This window comes from Microbacterium lushaniae (assembly GCF_008727775.1).
Classification (GTDB): domain Bacteria; phylum Actinomycetota; class Actinomycetes; order Actinomycetales; family Microbacteriaceae; genus Microbacterium; species Microbacterium lushaniae.
In genome coordinates, this window is the sequence record NZ_CP044232.1 from 2,841,813 (window position 1) to 2,858,327 (window position 16,515).

Sequence of the window (16,515 nt, forward strand, 5' to 3'; positions counted from 1 at the left end):
ATGGCGGTCGGAACGTCAGCGGATCGCGCTCGCGATGGCGTCGGTGCGGGCATCGAGCCCGTCCTTCTCCCTGGCCGCATTGCGCAGCGCCTGCAGCTCGGGATCGGGCACGGGGGCCGCGGCCAGCAGCCGCTGCGTGTACTCGCGCTGCGGATCCTCGTACACGCGCCCGGCGTCTCCCTGCTCGACGATCCGCCCCTGTTTGAGCACGGCGATGCGGTCGGACAGGTAGTGGACGATCGACAGATCGTGGGAGATGAAGAGGTAGCTGGCGCCCATCTCGTGCTGGAGTTCGGCCATCAGATTGATGACCTCCGCCTGGATGGACAGATCGAGGGCGCTGACGGGCTCGTCGCACACCACGAGCCGGGGCGAGAGGATCAGCGCACGGGCGATCGCGATCCGCTGCTTCTGCCCACCGGAGAACTGGGCGGGGAACCTCCGCGCGGCGTCCTCGCTCAGCCCCACCCGCCGCAGCATGGCGAACACGCGTTCGCGGACGACGGCCTTGTCGGCCGGTTCGTGCACCTGCACGGGTTCGGCGATCGAGTAGCCGATGGGCTTGGTGGGATCCAGCGACGTGTGCGGGTCCTGATAGATGACCTGCAGCTCCTTCGTCAGCGCCCGCCGCTGCGCCTTGGAGAGCGAGAGGATGTCGCGTCCGTCGTAGCGGATGACGCCGCTGCTGGGGCGCACCAGGCCGAGCACAGCCTTGCCGATGGTGGATTTGCCCGAGCCGGATTCGCCCACGAGGCCGAGCGTCTCGCGGGGCGCGATCTGCAGGCTCACGTCGTCCACGGCCAGGGTGCGGCGGCGTCCCCGCCGGTACTCCACCGACAGGTTCTGCACCTCCAGGATCGGCGGCACGGTCGTCGTCATCGGACACCCTCCTCTACGCGGGCCGCACGCGCGACGTCGATCCGGATGCAGCGGGCATCCCGCCCCTCGCCCCGGTCCTCCTGGGGGATGCGCCCCACGCGGCACGCGTCGGTGACGAAGCGGCACCGGGCGGCGAAATGGCATCCCTGCGGCCAGTGCCCCGGCGGCGGGACGACCCCGCCGATCGTGGGGAGCGGCTCGCCCTTGACGGCGTTGTGCGGGTCGGATGCCTGCAACGCCTGGGTGTAGGGGTGCAGCGGATCGCGGAACATCTCCACCACGGTGGCGTGCTCCACCACCTGGCCCGCGTACATGACCACGGCGCGATCGCAGATGTCGGCCACGACACCCCAGTCGTGGGTGACGAACAGGATCGCCATGCCCAGGCGGCGCTGCAGCGCCCGCAGCAGGTCGAGGATCTCGGCCTGCACGGTCACATCCAGTGCCGTGGTCGGCTCGTCGGCGATGAGGAGCTCCGGCCGGCCGGCGAGGGCGATCGCGATCGCCACGCGCTGCGCCATCCCGCCGGAGACCTGATGCGGATACAGGGAGGCGACGTGCTCGGGATCGGGGAGCCGCACGGCTGCCAGCAGCTCGACGGCCCGCTTGCGCGCCGCGCGCCAGCTGATCTTGTGGTGCGTGCGGATGACCTCGGCGAGCTGGAAGCCGATGCGGAACGCGGGGTCCAGCGCGACCATCGGCTCCTGCGAGATCATCGCCATCTTCGTGCCCCGCAGCGCGCGGTACTGGGCCGGGGAGTACCCCGAGATGTCGACGCCGTCGAACCAGATCCGCCCCGACAGGACCCGCCCGCCCTGCGCCAGCAGGCCCAGCACGGCCATCGCCGTCACGGTCTTGCCGGAGCCGGATTCGCCGACGAGCCCGACCGTCTCGCCGCGACGGATGTCGAAGTCCGCGCCGTCGACGACGATCGTCTCGTCATCTCCGGAGCCGAAGGCCACGGTGAGGCCGCGGACGCTGAGGAGGGTGTCCGCCGGCGGAGGCGACACGGCATCCGCGGCCTCGGCGGCGGCCACGCGGGCCGCCTGGGCCTGGCCGCGTTCTGCGCGCGAGCGGGGGGTCGACGGGCGCATCGGACGCTGGATGGCCTCGGCATTGGCGTCGCGCACGGCGTCGCCGAGCAGGCCGAAGGCGAGGGTCGTCAGGGTGATCACGCCCGCGGTGGGCAGGATCATCCACGTGTGGAACTGCAGCATCGAGGATGCCTCGCCGACCATTCCGCCCCACGTCGGCTCGGGCGGCGGTGGACCGAAGCCGAGGAAGGCCAGTCCGGTCTGCACGCCCAGCGCGATGGCGCTGAGCATCGCCGCCTGCACGATGATGACGCCGAGTGTGCGCGGGAAGATGTGGCGCACGAGGATCTGCAGACCGCCCAGGCCCGTCGTTCGGGCGGCGTCGATGTAGAGCTCCTCCCGCACCCCGAGGGCAGCGCTGCGGATGACGCGCGCCGCGGAGGCCGAGACGAGGATGCCGTAGACGACCATGGCGGCGAACATGCTGTTGCGGAAGATCGCCAGCACCGCGAGGGTCACGATGAGGTTGGGGATGGCCATGTTGATGTCGATGCAGCGCATCACGACACGGTCGAACCATCCGCCGAAGTACCCGGAGGCGATGCCCAGCGGCACCGCGATCACGAGCGCGACGACGAGGGCCTGCGCCACCCCGATGAGCGACTCCTGCCCTCCGTAGAGCAGGCGGCTGAGCAGGTCGCGCCCCATGGCGTCGGTGCCGAGCGGGTACTCCGCCGAGGGCCCCTGCCGCACGGCGCTGAGCGTCTGCTTCAGCGGATCGTGGGGCGCCAGCACGGGTGCGAGCGCCGAGGCCAGCACGACGAGCGCGAGGTACACGGCGGCCGCCGCGCCCAGCGGGCGGCGCATGACGTCGACGAACAGGTTCCGCCGGTTGCTCGCCACCACGCGCGGCGATCCTTGACGACGACGACGACGACGACGACGCTCAGCCATCAGGCGGCCCTCACCTTCGGGTTGAGAACCCCGTAGACGATGTCGACGAGGAGGTTGATGAAGACGGTGATGAGGGTGAACAGCACGCCGATGCCCAGCAGCACGGGAAGGTCGTGGTTCAGCGTCGCCTGCGTGGCCATGGTCCCCAGCCCCGGAAGGACGAAGACGTTCTCGACGAAGACGGTGCCCGTCAGCGACGCGATCGCGCCGATGCCCAGCACCGTGACGGCGGGGATCGCGGCGTTCTTGAGCACGTGCCGGAGCACGATCGAGGTCTCGCTCACCCCGTTCGCGCGCAGGAAGCGGACGTAGTCCTTCGCCAGGGCGTCCTTCGCGGAGTCGCGGACCTGCTTGGCCACGAGCGTCGTTCCGCCCAGGCTCAGCGCGAACACGGGGAGGACGAGCGTCCACAGCCATCCCCCCAGGCTCTCGTTGATCGGCACGTAGCCGGTGGCGGGGAAGATGCGGACGGTCACCGCCAGCAGCGAGATGGCGAAGATCGCGATCGCGAAGCCGGGGACGGCCAGACCCACGAGGGAGATGGCGTCCAGCACGCGGCCGAGCCATCCGCCGCGCAGTGCGCTCGCCAGGCCCAGCACGATGCCGACCACGCCGATGGCGAGCGTGGACAGCACCATGAGCGAGAGGGTGACGGGGAGCCGCCCGGCCAGGATCGACATGACCGGCTCGCCGCTGTAGATCGACGAGCCCAGATCCCCCTGGAGGGCGTTGAGCGCCCAGTTGAAATACTGCTGGATCGGCGGGAGGTCGAGCCCCAGCTGCTCGCGCAGCGCGGCGACGGCTTCCGGCGATGCGTTCTCGCCGAGGATCGTCCGCGCCTGGTCGCCCGGCACGAGCGAGGCGAGGAAGAACATGATGATCGAGACGACCAGCACCATCGGGATCACCAGGAGAAGGCGCTTGCCCAACATCCCTATCAAGTTCAGCCTCCTCGCCAAACAACGGGCCTCCATGGCCCCTTCGCCGACAGTATCAAGTGACTAGATATTGATCAAGTTTACTGACACAACAAATGTCTCTTACTGTCGGCTGCCCGCGCGCGGCTATCGTGCGGGCGAGGAGATGGGGCTGCCAAGTCCCGCGGCGGCGAGGCGCAGAAGCGACATCAGCTCACTGCGCTGCGCACCGGTCATCCCCTGACACATCTGGTTCTCCAGGTCGTTGGCCTCACGTTCGCACGCCTCGATCACCCGGCGCCCCTCGTCCGTGAGTTCGATCAGGAGTACGCGTCCGTGGTCCCGGGACGGCTGCCGCCGAACGAGGTCGCGCTCCAGCAGCCCTTTCACGATCTGGTTGCCCGCCTGCGGTGTCACACCGGTCCACCGCGACACTTCGGCGCTGGAGAGGTTCGGCAGCCGCTTGAGGGCGAACATCGCGACGTACTCCGCGTGACTCACGCCGTGCTCCTGGATCCGCCGCTGCAGCTGCCCGGAGAACTGCTTGGACACGTGCCGCAGTGCGTGCCGCAGCGTCGGATCCGGGCTGGCGGACGGGGATGGCTCGAGGCGGCGTGTCACACACCGATCAAACCACCAGATGCTCCGGCGCGGATGCACCGGCGCAAAGCGCCCGGTCAGCGCAGGAACTGGGCGGGGTCGAACTCGTCGATCGGGATGATGCGCACCCGCGGCAGCTGCGCATCGAAGGCGCCGACGTCGAACTCGAGATCGTAGAAGCGCAGGCCGGGGATGGCGGCGAACGCGGAGTTGCGGAACTCCTCGAACGCCAGCACTCCGAGACGTCGCGAGCCGTCGGCGAGCGCGCCGACGTCGTCGACGAAGTCGCCGTCGTGGCTGACGAGCATGACGTCGTCTTCTCGGTCGCGCAGGGCCTGCAGCGTCCGCTGGATGGCGATGTCGACGACCTTCTCGTGCGGTTCCCCCGACAGCGGCACCGGCTGGTACCCCAGCGCGAGCAGGGCCTGCACGAACGGCATCGGCAGGTTCGTGGAGGCGTTGAGGAAGAACAGCCCCCGCACGTCCTGATTCCACGCGTCGGCGGCGAAGCTGAGGATGCGGTCCCAGCGGGGTCGCTCCTCCGGCTGTGGACGCCGCCCCAGGATGGAGCCCCCCAGGGTCGCGTCGATGTTCTCGCCGTCGACGAGCACCCACGTCTTGCGGTCCGCGACCACGGCAGCCTCCTCCGCGCGCGGCGCGCGCCCGCCTCATCCTATGCGGCCGCATCCGCCCCCTCCGTGGCCCCCTCCCAGCCGCGAGACTGCACGCAGCCGACGAGACCGCGGCATTGTGTCACGGTCTCGTCGGTGGGCTGCAGTCTCGCGGTCGGGGCGCGGGCCGGCACGGGGCGGGCAGGCCGGGGCGCGGCGGGCGCGGGCGGCGGCGGGGCGCGGCGGGCGCGGGCGGCGGCGGGGTCAGCGGGCGGCGGAGCGGTAGCGGCGGGGCTTGCCGTCGCCGAGGTCGGCGACGCGCTCGAGCCGCTCGACCTCGAGCGGCTGGCCGAGGAGGGCGCGCAGCGCGCCGGCCACCGCATCCGCGTCGCCGCCGGCGATGCGCGCGCGCACACTCCCGTCGGCGGACTGCTCGACGCTCCACCCCCGCGCACCGTGCGCCTGCAGCTGCTGCGTGAGGTCCACGCACGGGATGCGGCCGCCACCCCCGCCCGCGAAGACCGTGTGCTCCCGTCCCTCGAGGTCGGCGATGCCGACCCCGCCCCCGGGAAGCGGCACGAGCCGCCCGAAATCGCCGGTGCGGTAGCGGACCAGCGGCAGGAGCGGGTTCTCCCCCGCCGTCACGGTGATCTCCCCCACCTCGCCGTCGGCGACGGGGCGCCCGTCCGGGCCGAGCGTCTCCACGAGCACGCGTCGATCGAGCACGCGGAACGGTCCGTCGTCGGTGCGGACGGCGATCGGTCGCGTTTCATGCAGCCCGTACACGTCGAAGACGGGGCATCCGAAGGCGGCCTCGAGGTCGGCCCGCAGCGGCGCGGCGAGCGCCATCGCGCCCGAGAACAGCGCCAGGGGCCGCACGGCACCCCGCAGGTCGGGGGCGAGGAGTTCGGCCAGGCTCGTCGGGTTGCCCGTGATCACCTGCGGGTCGGCGTCGGCGAGGAAGGCCGCCCGGTCGGATGCCGCGCCCCACGCATGGGCGGCAAGGTTGAGCCGCACCATCGCGCGCTGCGCGAACCCGCTCACGAGCGAGACGTACGTGAACGCCTGCCGCTGATGCACGACCGAGACCAGCGCGAGCCGCTCCCCGTCCGGTCGCCACGCGACCCCGGCACCGGCCACGAGCCCGACCAGATGGTGGAAGCCGCGGGCGACCTCTTCGACGTCGTCGGGGATCAGCAGAGCCGCCCCCGTCGACCCCGAGCTGGTGCCGTGCAGGATGCGGCCGAGGTCGGCGTCCAGCGGCACGAACGCGGCGATGTCGGCGGCCAGGTGCGCGCGGCTGATGGGCGGGAAGTCGGCGAGGGTGTGCAGACCCGTCCTGCCCCGGTAGTGCAGCAGCCTGCGCGCGGTCTCGAGGTGTTCCTCCAGCCACCCCTCGGTCGGCAGCGGCGTGCGCACACGGTCGAGCATGTCGGGTGTGACGCGGTCGCCCGTCTCGTGCACCCACGGGGGTGCGGCGGGATGCGTGCGCCAGCGGTGCAACCGGGCCGCTCCGGCGGCGTCCATCGTCGGCCACCGCTCGGCGTCGCTGAGCACGGCGGCCTCGCCCGCGGCGTATTCGGCCAGGGCGAGGGGATCGTCGGAGGGGCCGGTGTCACTCACTGGAGTACCTTGCGGCGGCCTCCCGCGCCCGCGCCTCGTTGAGGCGGCGCGCGATCTCGGCGCGGTGCCGATGCGCCGCGTACGCCTCGGCGAGGGCGCCGTTACGGCGCAGGGAGTCACGCGCCTCCAGCAGCGACCGTGCGGTGGCCGCATCCTCGCCCGCCGGGAAGTGCCCGCACCACAGCAGGAACATGCGCACCGCCTCCTCCCTGCGCTCGTCGTCGGAGAGCCACTCGAGCGGATCGGTGACGGGAGCCAGGCGCAGCGCGAGCACGTCGACGGCGGAGGTCCCTGTGGCGTACTGCAGCGGAGGGTCGAACGGTTCGACAGTGGTCTCGCTGGCCAGAAGCCACAGCGCGAGTGCGGCACCCTGACGCACGCGCCGGTCCTGCGCGTAGGAGGCCGCTACGACCGGACGCCCCAGCACATCGCCGGCCAGCGCCTGGATCGAGACGCGGTCATCGAGGAACGCCCGCGGAACGCTGGACAGACGTGCGGCGACCGCCGCGAGGGAGGGTCCGGGACGCGCGGCGGCCCATGTCGCGTCGTCGGACTGCGCCATCGACACCCACACCTCGAGCAGTTCCCCGGCCTCAGCCATGCAGCACCTCCGCCAGTCGTGCGCACACGCCGGGCGCATCATCCATCCGCTCCAGATACAGGATGTCGTAGCCTGCGGCGCGTGCGAGCGGCTCGATGCGCCGCGCCCACGCCAGGACGACGAGCGTGCCGGTGGTGAGCTTGCCGCGCGTGGCGGCCGCGACCCCCGCGAACGGCTCGTTCCCGTCGCCGAACATCGAGGTGAGCCCGTCGTCCGACAGCACCACGAGGTGCCGTCGCTCGCCGCCGCGCGGGGGCGTCAGCTGTGCGTACCGCCGGTGAAGCAGGTCGAGCGGGAAGGACGTGGAGCCACCGAAGTACCAGGCCAGGTCGCCGACCACGCGGGCCGGATCGCGCACGAACCCGTCACCACCGGCGACCTGCCCCGGGCCGGAGAAGCTCGTCACCCGCACGCGACCGCCTCCGCGCAGCACCGAGAGCGCGAGGATCATCCCGGCCAGAACGGCCGGCGACCCGGTGCGGGGGCGCGCCATGGAGCCGGAGGAGTCGATGTAGAGGTCGAGCTCGACGCTGCCCTCCTGCGGCTCGGGCTCGTCGTCGATCCAGGAGCGGCGACGCGTGGTGACGCCGGGGACGACGTCGGCTCCGGCCTGCAGCGTCGCAGCCCAGTCGAGATCGGCCAGGTCGTCGCCGCTCTCCCAGGTCTCCAGCGGCCCGGGCAGGTCGAATGCCGGACGCGTGGGGATGCGCTGGGTCACCGGCCGCACCCACGGCGCCGCCTGGGCCCGGTACCACGCGGCGATGACCACGTCGGGGTCGGATGCCGCGTACAGCTCGAGCGTGCGGGCCACATCCAGCCGCTGCCCGCGCCCCGGCTCGTCGCCGGTGCGTCCGGCGCGGTCGGGCATCGCCCCGTGGAGGCGGCGGTCGGCCAGCACGCGGCCGAGCTCGCCGGCGGTGGCGGGAGCGTCGTCGGCGGCGCACTGCCCTCCCGGCACGCCCGCGCCGTCACCCGCGCGCCGCTCCTCCACGAGGTAGGGCGCGGCCAGCACGCCGAAGCGCAGGGCGCCGCCCACCGGATCGGCGGCGAAGGCGCGGACGATCCCGGCGAGCAGATCGGCGTCGAGCATCGGATGCGTCGTGATGGCGCCGTCCAATTCCGCCGCGACGCGCTCGGCCTCCCGCCGGGCGGCCCGCAGCGCCGCCTCCTGCTCGCGGAAGCGCTCGGGGATCTTCTCCAGCGGCACGTCGATGATCCGCGAGCGCACCGCCGCGGGGCGGGGAGCCTCCGGCGGCTGGGGAATCGCCAGCGTCCCGGCCGGGAGGTGCCAGAGCAGTTCGTACGTGCGCAGGTAGAGCCACCACAGCCGGCTCGACGAGTCACGGGATGCGCCGTAGAGGGCGCGTCCGAGCCGGACGATCCCGGGCTCGGCTCCCTCACCGTCGCGTCGCCGCTGCAGCAGACCGACACGCGCGTTGACGAGCAGGTCGGTCCACAGGTTGGACAGCAGCGCGACGTCCTCGTCGCGCACCGTCTCGGCTCCCGAGGCGACGAGCGACCGGGCCAGCTGATGACGGATCTTGAGGGCATCGATGCGGGTGCTCGGCGCCAGCACGTGGTGGCCGAGCTCATGGGCGAACACGCTCTCCAGCTCCGCGGCGCCGCCGAGCTCGCGCACCATGTCGGTGTCGACGGTGATCGAGGGCGGGAAGGTGAACCACGCGGGCGCGCCCCGCGCGGCACCGGGGCGCAGCTCGGCGTCGTGCATGTGCACGCCCCACAGCTCCAGCGCGCGATTCCACGCGACGCGGGCGCCACCGGTCAGCGGGATCGAGGTCGCCGCGCCCCGCGTCACGCCGCTGCCCGCACGTGCACCCACGCCAGGTAGGAGTCGGGCAGGCACACGATGGATGCCGGTCCCGCCTGCGCGACATCGTCGGGCTCGGCGTCCAGCCACGACAGCTGCGACCCCCACACGTCGGCGTCCAGCCGCCACCACTCATCCCCCGCCCGGATGGCGAACGCCCCTGGCGTGCTCAGCGCGACGCCGGAGACCGGCGGGGCGACCCATGCGCCGCCCAGTCCGGCGAACCCGCCGACGGCGCACACGTACCCGCTGGCGGAGGCGCGCCCGGGCCACCAGAATCGGTCGGTCCCCTGACGCTCGACGAACTCGTCGAGCTCGCCCGGTTCCAGCCCGAGGGCCGCGGCCGCGCCCTCCCGCCCGTCCTGCCCGAGAGTGCCGATGCGGGCGAGGGCGTCGTCACGATAGGCCAGGGCGCCCGATCGCCATGCCGCGATCCCCGCCAGGGCGGTCACGTCATCCGCTCCGCCGGCCGCGCGCAGGGCGCCGGCGATGCTCGCGGAGAACCGGGCGGGGTCGCCGCCCGCGCGGCGCACGTTCCGCTCCGCGACCGTCCAGTCGACCCCCGCGACCGGCTCGGGCGCTCCGGAGGGAAGGCTCTGGTCGGCGAGGTGCCCGGGGAGCCGATTCACCTCTGGCGCTCCGCCCATCGGAGGTAGGCCGTGTAGCGCTGATGGAGGTACTTCAGACTCATGAGGTCGTCGAAATCGCGACCGTACAGCTTGCCGGTGGCCGAGATCGCGCGCACGCGCGCCTCGATCTCGGTGAGACGGCGGGAGGCGTCCACGGCGCTCAGGCCGTCCAGCCCCGCATCGAGCTGGGTGAGCAGGTCGCGCACCGGGTCCTCGTGGCCGCGGCCCAGGGCATCGAACTGTCGGCACGACTCGGCGAACAGGTCGGCGAGCCAGCTCATGACGTCGGCGGCCAGCTCCCGCTCGGCTCCGACGTCGAAGCGCGCATGCGTGGAGTTGGGCAGGAGCTTGCCGCGCAGCACGAACGGCAGCACCGCGGCGACGTCGTCGACGCCGACCGCGTCCCGCCCGCGGAACCACGCGATGGCCTTGGCGTAGACGATGAGGGTCTGCAGCGCCCGGACGGAGAGCCCGTTGATCGACTGCGCACCCAGATCGGCGGCGAGGTCGGCCCCCGAGTTCGCCTCGATCGCCTCGGCCACCCGCCCCCCGGCGGTGGTGACGGTGTCTTTCGTGCGGTACTCGAATCGCCGGCCGCCGGCCTGCACGAACTCGAAGTGGCTCAGGAAGAACTCCAGCCGCCGCCGCACCTGCGCCGGCACCGGCACGGCCCGGATGGCCTCCCGCATCCGGGTCTGCTCGTCGGGTGCGAAGACGAGCTCCTCCGGAACGTGCTCCTCGGGCTTCTCCCCCGCCTCCACCCGCGCCACCAGCTCGTCGAAGAACCGGCTGTTGAAGCTCGCGGCCTGGACGGTGACGTCCATCCGGTCGCGCAGGGCCTGGATGACAGGGAACGTGCCGCCGCCGGCGTCGTCGTTGGCGGTGAAGTACCAGCTCTCCACGCCCGAGGGCGGGGCCGTGCGGTGCATCTGGTCGTGGCTCTCGACGTATCCCTCGGCCACCATCGTCAGCAGCGCCGATTGGGTCTTGGTCGGGATGCGGTTGTACTCGTCGATGATCTTCACCGGCCGGGTGAGCCATTCGCGCCAGGCGATCCCGATCTCGGCGAGACTCGCGGCGTTGACGAGGTCGCGCGGCAACGGGATCCCGACCAGGTCGCTGATGGTCAGCTGCGGCTGACCCTGCTGCACGCCGCGGCGCACCTCCTCGGCCGATGACCCTGCCAGCACGCCCATCAGCACGGCGACGGTCGTCTTGCCGCGGCCGGGGCCGCCCACCAGGAGACACTTGCCGCCGACGGCGAAGGTGAGCAGCGGAAGCAGCACGTTCGAGGAGAACGACGGCTCGGTGGGGAGGGTCAGCTCCGCACCGGCGTCGCCGAGCGGGAAGGTCACCGGGGCGCCGGTGGAGAACTCCACGTCGTAGTACGGCGAGATGACGGCGCGGTTGACGATCCAGTAGTAGGTGCGGCGGAGCTTCTCATCCAGCGGCACGTGGGCGTCGGCCTCGGGAGTGCGGAAAAGGTCCTCCGCGGTGAGCTGCGATACCCCGGCGGATGCTGCGGGGGTCGTCGGTGACTCGGAGACCTTGTGCCAGCGATCCGCCATTTCGTCAGCCTATCGGCCGGCCCGGCGCTGCAGCGCGAGCTGCTCGTCCATCGGGCGCCCCTCCAGCGGCGCGGTGAAAGACAGCGCCCGCGCGAGCGCGTCGTGCACCGCGGGGAGCGCCGTGCGCACGCGGGCCGGGACGTCGCCACCCACCTCCAGCCACGGGACGGGCTGCCCCTGGAGCACCGCACGGAACCTCGCCTGCATGCGGGCGCGGATGTGCTCGCCGTCGCGGGTGCCGTCCTGGACGAAGGGGATCTCGTCACCGGTGAGCACGTACAGCGCCGGCCGGTGCTCGGCCGCACGCGCGAGGATGCGAGGTGCGGGCGCACCCATGTACCGCTCATGCCACAGCGCCGTCGCGAGCACATCGGTGTCGCACACGAGCACCGGCGCGGGCGTCTGCCGCAGCGCTGCATCCTCCATCGCGATCTGCCGGTCGACGATGAGGTCGAACTCGTCGCCGCGCCAGGGTGCGGCGAGCCCGCCCTCGCGCGTGATCGACAGCTCGCGGCCGTACTCGGGCACCCAGAGCGTGCCCAGTTCGTCGGCGAGAGCGGCGGCCAACGTCGTGGAACCGGTCGATTCGGCACCGAGCACGACGATGCGCGGGGTCAGGGTCGCACGCACCGCGGGCGCGAGCTCGTGCCAGTGGGCGGCGAGGTCGGCGCGCACCGCCGCGCCCGACACCGGGTTGCGCACGCGGCCTGGATCCACCTGCACCCATGTCGCCCCCAGGCGTCGTGCGAGCTCCTCCCCGTAGGCATCCGACGTGAAGACGGCGTCGACGGGCGCATCGAGCGCGCCCGCGATGATCCTCGTGTGGGCATCCCACGCCGTCTCGGATGCGAAGTCCACAGGCGTGTCGTCGACGAACGCGACGACGTGGGCGGTGGGGTGCTCCTCGCGGATCCACTGCTCCCGCGCCGCGACGGTGACCGATTCCACGGACGCCCCGATGAGCTCGACGGTCAGCCGATCACACGCGCGCAGGGCCGTGCGGATCAGGTGGGAGTGCCCCGCGTGCAGCGGGTAGAACTTCCCCACGATGAGGCCGTGGCGAAACCGCCCGTCAGGCACGCGCGTCCACCGCACCCGGTGCCGCCGCATCCGCCGCAGCGTCAGAGCCCACCCGTCGCCAGGAACGCCACCCGAACACGCACAGCGCGATGAACAGGGCGTACAGGGCGGCGACCACCCACAGGCCGGTGACGACGGACAGTGCGACGAACGCGATGTCCACCCCGATCCAGACGAACCAGTTCTCCAGCCACTTGCGGTTGAGCATGTACTGCGCCACGAGGCTCGCCGACGTCGTGGCCGCGTCGGCGACGGCGACCTGCGAATCGGTGAAGGTCGACAGCACCCACGTCAGCAGGGCGGCGCCGGCGACGCCCACGACGACGAGCCACAGGATCGCGCCGCGGGGCGTGCGCGCGATGTAGTGGCGGTCGTGTTCGACGCCGCGCGTCCATCGCCACCACCCGTGCACGCCGAGGGCGAGGTACACCAGCTGCAGGGCGGCCGCGGCGTACAGGCCGGCGGGGAGGAAGACGGCGAGGAAGACGACGTTGTTCGCGATGCCCAGCGGGTACGTCCACACGTTCCGGCGCGCAGCCAGGAACACGCACGCGGCGCCGGTGGCGAACCCGACGATCTGCATCCACTCGGCGAGAATCCACTCGATCACCCGACGAGCCTAGGGAACCGGCGGCGCCCCGCCGTCACACCGACGCGAGCAGCGCGAGGAGTTCGGGCGGCGCGACCGACGCCCGAAGGCCCGGGTCGATGAGGCGGCGGCATCCGTCGAGCTCGACGGTGAACGGCGCGGATGCGGGTTCGCCGGCGATCAGCGGATGCGCCACGGCCAGGCGGGTCGCCGAGCTGCGGCACGCGGGTGCGTCCGGGGCCGGGGAAGCCGCCGCGGACACGGCCGCACGGGCGTCGTCGACTCCGAGCCGGCCGGCCGCGGCGAACGTGCCCTGCCCCTCGGCGCCGGCCTCGTAGCGGCACACGAGGAGCCCGTCGACCTCCCCGGCGGAGGGCAGCGGAGCGGGCTCCCACGGGATCGTCGCGACCTCCTCGCGCGAGGGTGCGGGCGACGCGCCCATCCCCGCCACGTCCGAGAGGTCCGCCAGCACCATGACCCCCGCCTGCGTCGCGCATCCAGCGGCCTCGGCGGCGCGGGACTCGAGGAGCATCGCGGGGGTGAAGGTCTCCTCGGTCAGCCGCAGGCGCTCGATCGCCGCGTTCACCGCAGCGACCGCACCGGGGGTGGGCTGACCGCATCCGTCCGCCGGGTAGGCGACCCGGATGTAGTGTCCCTGCGCGTCCGCGAGCCACAACTCGGGCCCGGCGAATCCGATGGCCGTGCACGCGCCGAGCCACTGCGCCCCGTCGGGCTCGGCCAGCGCCGCCAGCAGCGGCCCGAGGTCGCCGTCGAAGCGTTCCAGCCGCGCGCCCGACCACGTGCCGGCGTCGTCCTCGTCGGCGGCGTACGGGTCGCACCGGTAGAGGGCGACCGGCTCGAAGCCGTCCGGCACGGCCCCGGACGCCACCGTGGAGCCGGCGCCGGGGAACGCTTCGGTGCACGCGATCTCCGCGACAGGGGTCGCATCCGGGCGCGGCGCCGGAAACCCGGGGACGCCGGCGCAGCCGCTCAGCGCCGTGGCCAGCACGGCTCCGGCCAGCAGCATCCGTGCGCGCCTCATCGCCACCCCCCTTCACCACACGGTAGGCCACGGCCCGGCAGCGGCGGGCAACGACCCTGTAACGAACGCCGCGCGCCGGTAGGCTCGGTGCCGTGACATCCCGTGCCCCCCTCTCCCGCAAGCTGTCCGCGATCGCCGAGTCCGCCACGCTGAAGGTGGACGCGAAGGCCAAGGCCCTGCAGGCCGCGGGGCGGCCGGTCATCTCCTACGCCGCCGGCGAGCCCGACTTCGCCACACCGCAGTTCATCGTGGATGCGGCCGCCGAGGCGCTGGGCGACCCCGCGAACTTCCGCTACACCCCCGCGGTGGGTCTTCCCGTGCTGCGCGAGGCCATCGCCGCCAAGACGCTGCGCGACTCCGGCCTGGAGGTCGAGGCGTCGCAGGTCATCGTGACCAACGGCGGCAAGCAGGCGGTGTACCAGGCCTTCCAGACCGTGGTGAACCCCGGCGACGAGGTGCTGCTGCCCGCGCCGTACTGGACGACGTACCCCGAGGCGATCGCCCTGGCCGACGGCGTGCCGGTCGAGGTGTTCGCCGGCGCCGACCAGGAGTACAAGGTCACCGTCGACCAGCTCGAAGCCGCCCGCACCGACCGCACGACCACGCTCGTGTTCGTGTCCCCGTCCAACCCCACCGGTGCCGTCTACACGCCGGAGGAGACCAAGGCGATCGGCGACTGGGCGCTCGCGCACGGCCTGTGGGTCATCACCGACGAGATCTACCAGAACCTCGTGTACGACGGGGCCCACGCCGCATCCATCGTCGAGGCGGTTCCCGACCTCGCCGGCCAGACGATCCTCCTCAACGGCGTCGCCAAGACCTACGCGATGACCGGATGGCGCGTGGGCTGGATGGTCGGGCCCGCCGACGCGATCAAGGTCGCCGCGAACCTGCAGTCGCACCTGTCCAGCAACGTCAACAACATCGCCCAGCGCGCGGCTCTGGCGGCACTGAGCGGCCCCCAGGACGAAGCGGAGGGCTTCCGCCTGGCGTTCGACCGGCGCCGGCGGCTCATCGTGTCGGAGCTGGCGAAGATCCCCGGGGTGAGCGTGCCCGAGCCGCTCGGGGCGTTCTACGTCTACCCCGACGTGACCGGACTCCTCGGCCGCGAGTGGCGCGGCACCACCCCGACGACGTCACTGGAACTCGCCGACCTCATCCTGGAGGAGGCCGAGGTGGCCGTCGTGCCCGGCGAGGCCTTCGGCCCGAGCGGCTACCTGCGCCTGTCGTACGCCCTGGGCGACGACCAGCTGCTCGAGGGCGTCCAGCGCCTCCAGCGCCTCTTCGCCTGACCCGCCCGGCCCGTCCGGCCGACCCACCTCCGCGAGACTGCACGCCCCCGACGAGACCGCGACATAATGTCGCGGTCTCGTCACGTGGATGCAGTCTCGCGGGTGGTGCGGGCGGGGCGGGGCGGGGGGTCAGAGCTCGACGTTCACGAGCACCGGCTCGGGCTGGAGGAGGAGGCCGAACTCCGACTGCACGCGCTGCTGAACGAACCGCGCGAGCTCGGCGAGCTCGGCGGCGGTGGCCCCTCCCCGGTTGGTCAGGGCGAGGGTGTGCTTGCTCGACAGGCCGGCCCGCGAGCGCGGCAGGCGGAAGCCCTTACCGAGGCCGGAGTGCTCGATGAGCCACGCGGCGCTGATCTTCACCTCCGCCGGGGTGCCGACAGGAGCGGGCACGACCCCGTCGAACTCGGCGAGCGGGATCACCAGCACCGTGTCCAGGTCGGGCGAGACGGGCCAGCGGGGGCACTCGGCCGGAAGCGTCCGGGCGAAGGCCTCGGAGACGATCGCGTTCTGGAAGAACGATCCGGCGCTCGTGGTGTCGGGGTCGCCCGGGTCGAGCACCATCCCCTTGCTGCGGCGGATCGCGAGCACGTGCTCGCGCACGTGGCTCAGCGAGACGGCGGCGTCGGGGGCCAGGCGCAGCGCGGTGCGCAACTGCTCTCCGGCGATCGGGCGCGCGCGGTCGCCGACCTCTTCGAGCTCGAAGGTCACACTGAGGATCGCGGCGGAGCGGGCGGGCACCGAGCCGTAGTGGTGCTTGAGCACCGAGGTGCGAAAGCCCAGCCCCAGTTCGGATGCGGGCACGACCGACACCTCGCCGGTGTGCTCGTCCAGCAGCTCGACCTCCACGAGCGTCTGCACGATCTCCTGCCCGTAGGCGCCGATGTTCTGCACGGGCGCGGCCCCGACGGTGCCGGGGATGCCCGACAGCGCCTCGATGCCGGCCAGCCCCTCGGCGACGGTGTAGGCGACGAGCTCGTCCCAGTCATGTCCGGACTGAACCCGCAGCCGCGCGGTGCCGGGGCGGGATCCGGGCAGCCGTTCGATGCCGCGGGTGCGCACGAGCACGACGGTGCCGGCGAACGGTTCGTCGCCGACGAAGAGGTTCGAGCCGCCGCCCACCAGGAGCCACGGATCGCCGTCGTCCCACACGGCCCGAAGGGTGCCGACCAGTTCGTCGGTCGTGGTCGCCTCGACGAGGCGGTGGGGCGCACCCCCGGTGCGCAGCGTCGTCAGGTCCGCGAGCGGAACAGGTGCGAGTTCGGGCATGG

At 72.5% G+C, this 16,515-nt stretch carries 15 protein-coding genes; 1 reads left to right on the plus strand and 14 read right to left on the minus strand.

Features of this window, described 5'->3' with window-relative positions; all coding sequences use genetic code 11:
* Positions 1 to 15: 15 nt before the first annotated feature.
* From F6J85_RS13690 to F6J85_RS13745, 13 genes are all read right to left on the minus strand, one after another.
* Positions 16 to 879 carry an ATP-binding cassette domain-containing protein gene (locus F6J85_RS13690; RefSeq protein WP_150925792.1) on the minus strand — a complete coding sequence of 288 codons (864 nt, stop codon included), beginning with the start codon at positions 877 to 879 and terminating at the stop codon, positions 16 to 18.
* Positions 876 to 2,819: a dipeptide/oligopeptide/nickel ABC transporter permease/ATP-binding protein gene (locus tag F6J85_RS13695; RefSeq protein ID WP_202980831.1), complete on the minus strand. Its 1,944-nt coding sequence runs from the start codon at positions 2,817 to 2,819 to the stop codon at positions 876 to 878. The genes F6J85_RS13690 and F6J85_RS13695 overlap by 4 nt, the downstream gene beginning before the upstream one ends.
* Positions 2,820 to 2,866: 47 nt before the next feature.
* Complete coding sequence (locus F6J85_RS13700; RefSeq protein WP_202980832.1) at positions 2,867 to 3,799, minus strand: ABC transporter permease; 933 nt, start codon at positions 3,797 to 3,799, stop codon at positions 2,867 to 2,869.
* Positions 3,800 to 3,931: 132 nt separating this feature from the next.
* A complete protein-coding gene (locus tag F6J85_RS13705) occupies positions 3,932 to 4,405 on the minus strand; it encodes a MarR family winged helix-turn-helix transcriptional regulator (RefSeq protein ID WP_150925798.1) in 474 nt (157 codons plus the stop codon).
* Positions 4,406 to 4,461: 56 nt separating this feature from the next.
* The gene (locus F6J85_RS13710; RefSeq protein WP_150925800.1) at positions 4,462 to 5,019 is read right to left on the minus strand and encodes an NYN domain-containing protein; all 558 of its coding nucleotides are present in this window, start codon (positions 5,017 to 5,019) and stop codon (positions 4,462 to 4,464) included.
* Positions 5,020 to 5,259: 240 nt separating this feature from the next.
* Complete coding sequence (locus tag F6J85_RS13715; protein ID WP_191906618.1) at positions 5,260 to 6,618, minus strand: phenylacetate--CoA ligase family protein; 1,359 nt, start codon at positions 6,616 to 6,618, stop codon at positions 5,260 to 5,262.
* Positions 6,611 to 7,219, minus strand: coding sequence for a phosphohydrolase (locus F6J85_RS17750; RefSeq protein WP_191906619.1), 609 nt, complete (start codon positions 7,217 to 7,219; stop codon positions 6,611 to 6,613). The genes F6J85_RS13715 and F6J85_RS17750 overlap by 8 nt, the downstream gene beginning before the upstream one ends.
* On the minus strand, positions 7,212 to 9,059 hold the full coding sequence (locus F6J85_RS13720; protein WP_238706963.1) for a vWA domain-containing protein: 1,848 nt from the start codon (positions 9,057 to 9,059) through the stop codon (positions 7,212 to 7,214). The genes F6J85_RS17750 and F6J85_RS13720 overlap by 8 nt, the downstream gene beginning before the upstream one ends.
* Positions 9,032 to 9,676 (minus strand): potassium transporter Kef, encoded by a 645-nt coding sequence (locus F6J85_RS13725; protein ID WP_238706964.1) that lies wholly within the window; start codon positions 9,674 to 9,676, stop codon positions 9,032 to 9,034. The genes F6J85_RS13720 and F6J85_RS13725 overlap by 28 nt, the downstream gene beginning before the upstream one ends.
* Positions 9,673 to 11,244 carry an AAA family ATPase gene (locus F6J85_RS13730; protein ID WP_150925806.1) on the minus strand — a complete coding sequence of 524 codons (1,572 nt, stop codon included), beginning with the start codon at positions 11,242 to 11,244 and terminating at the stop codon, positions 9,673 to 9,675. The genes F6J85_RS13725 and F6J85_RS13730 overlap by 4 nt, the downstream gene beginning before the upstream one ends.
* A 9-nt stretch (positions 11,245 to 11,253) precedes the next feature.
* Entirely contained in the window at positions 11,254 to 12,324 is a 1,071-nt protein-coding gene (locus tag F6J85_RS13735; RefSeq protein ID WP_150925808.1) for an AAA family ATPase, read from the minus strand.
* Positions 12,317 to 12,934, minus strand: a complete 618-nt coding sequence (gene pnuC / locus F6J85_RS13740) for a nicotinamide riboside transporter PnuC (protein WP_150925810.1) — start codon at positions 12,932 to 12,934, stop codon at positions 12,317 to 12,319. Before pnuC ends, F6J85_RS13735 begins: the two co-directional genes overlap by 8 nt.
* A 34-nt stretch (positions 12,935 to 12,968) precedes the next feature.
* A complete protein-coding gene (locus tag F6J85_RS13745; RefSeq protein ID WP_150925812.1) occupies positions 12,969 to 13,955 on the minus strand; it encodes a hypothetical protein in 987 nt (328 codons plus the stop codon).
* A gap of 92 nt (positions 13,956 to 14,047) precedes the next feature.
* On the opposite strand from F6J85_RS13745, the gene F6J85_RS13750 reads away from it, so the two are divergent.
* The gene (locus F6J85_RS13750; RefSeq protein WP_150925814.1) at positions 14,048 to 15,247 is read left to right on the plus strand and encodes a pyridoxal phosphate-dependent aminotransferase; all 1,200 of its coding nucleotides are present in this window, start codon (positions 14,048 to 14,050) and stop codon (positions 15,245 to 15,247) included.
* Between the two features lie 129 nt (positions 15,248 to 15,376).
* Here F6J85_RS13750 and F6J85_RS13755 read toward each other — a convergent pair whose 3' ends face one another.
* Complete coding sequence (locus F6J85_RS13755; RefSeq protein ID WP_150925816.1) at positions 15,377 to 16,513, minus strand: UDP-N-acetylmuramate dehydrogenase; 1,137 nt, start codon at positions 16,511 to 16,513, stop codon at positions 15,377 to 15,379.
* Between the last annotated feature and the right edge of the window lie 2 nt (positions 16,514 to 16,515).

Excerpts from the sequence above, each read along its gene's own strand:
- F6J85_RS13690 (WP_150925792.1), bottom strand. The coding sequence starts at position 879 with ATGACGACGACCGTGCCGCCGATCCTGGAGGTGCAGAACCTGTCGGTG.
- F6J85_RS13700 (WP_202980832.1), bottom strand. The coding sequence starts at position 3,799 with ATGTTGGGCAAGCGCCTTCTCCTGGTGATCCCGATGGTGCTGGTCGTC.
- F6J85_RS17750 (WP_191906619.1), bottom strand. The coding sequence starts at position 7,219 with ATGGCTGAGGCCGGGGAACTGCTCGAGGTGTGGGTGTCGATGGCGCAG.
- F6J85_RS13730 (WP_150925806.1), bottom strand. The coding sequence starts at position 11,244 with ATGGCGGATCGCTGGCACAAGGTCTCCGAGTCACCGACGACCCCCGCA.
- F6J85_RS13745 (WP_150925812.1), bottom strand. The coding sequence starts at position 13,955 with ATGAGGCGCGCACGGATGCTGCTGGCCGGAGCCGTGCTGGCCACGGCG.
- F6J85_RS13755 (WP_150925816.1), bottom strand. The coding sequence starts at position 16,513 with ATGCCCGAACTCGCACCTGTTCCGCTCGCGGACCTGACGACGCTGCGC.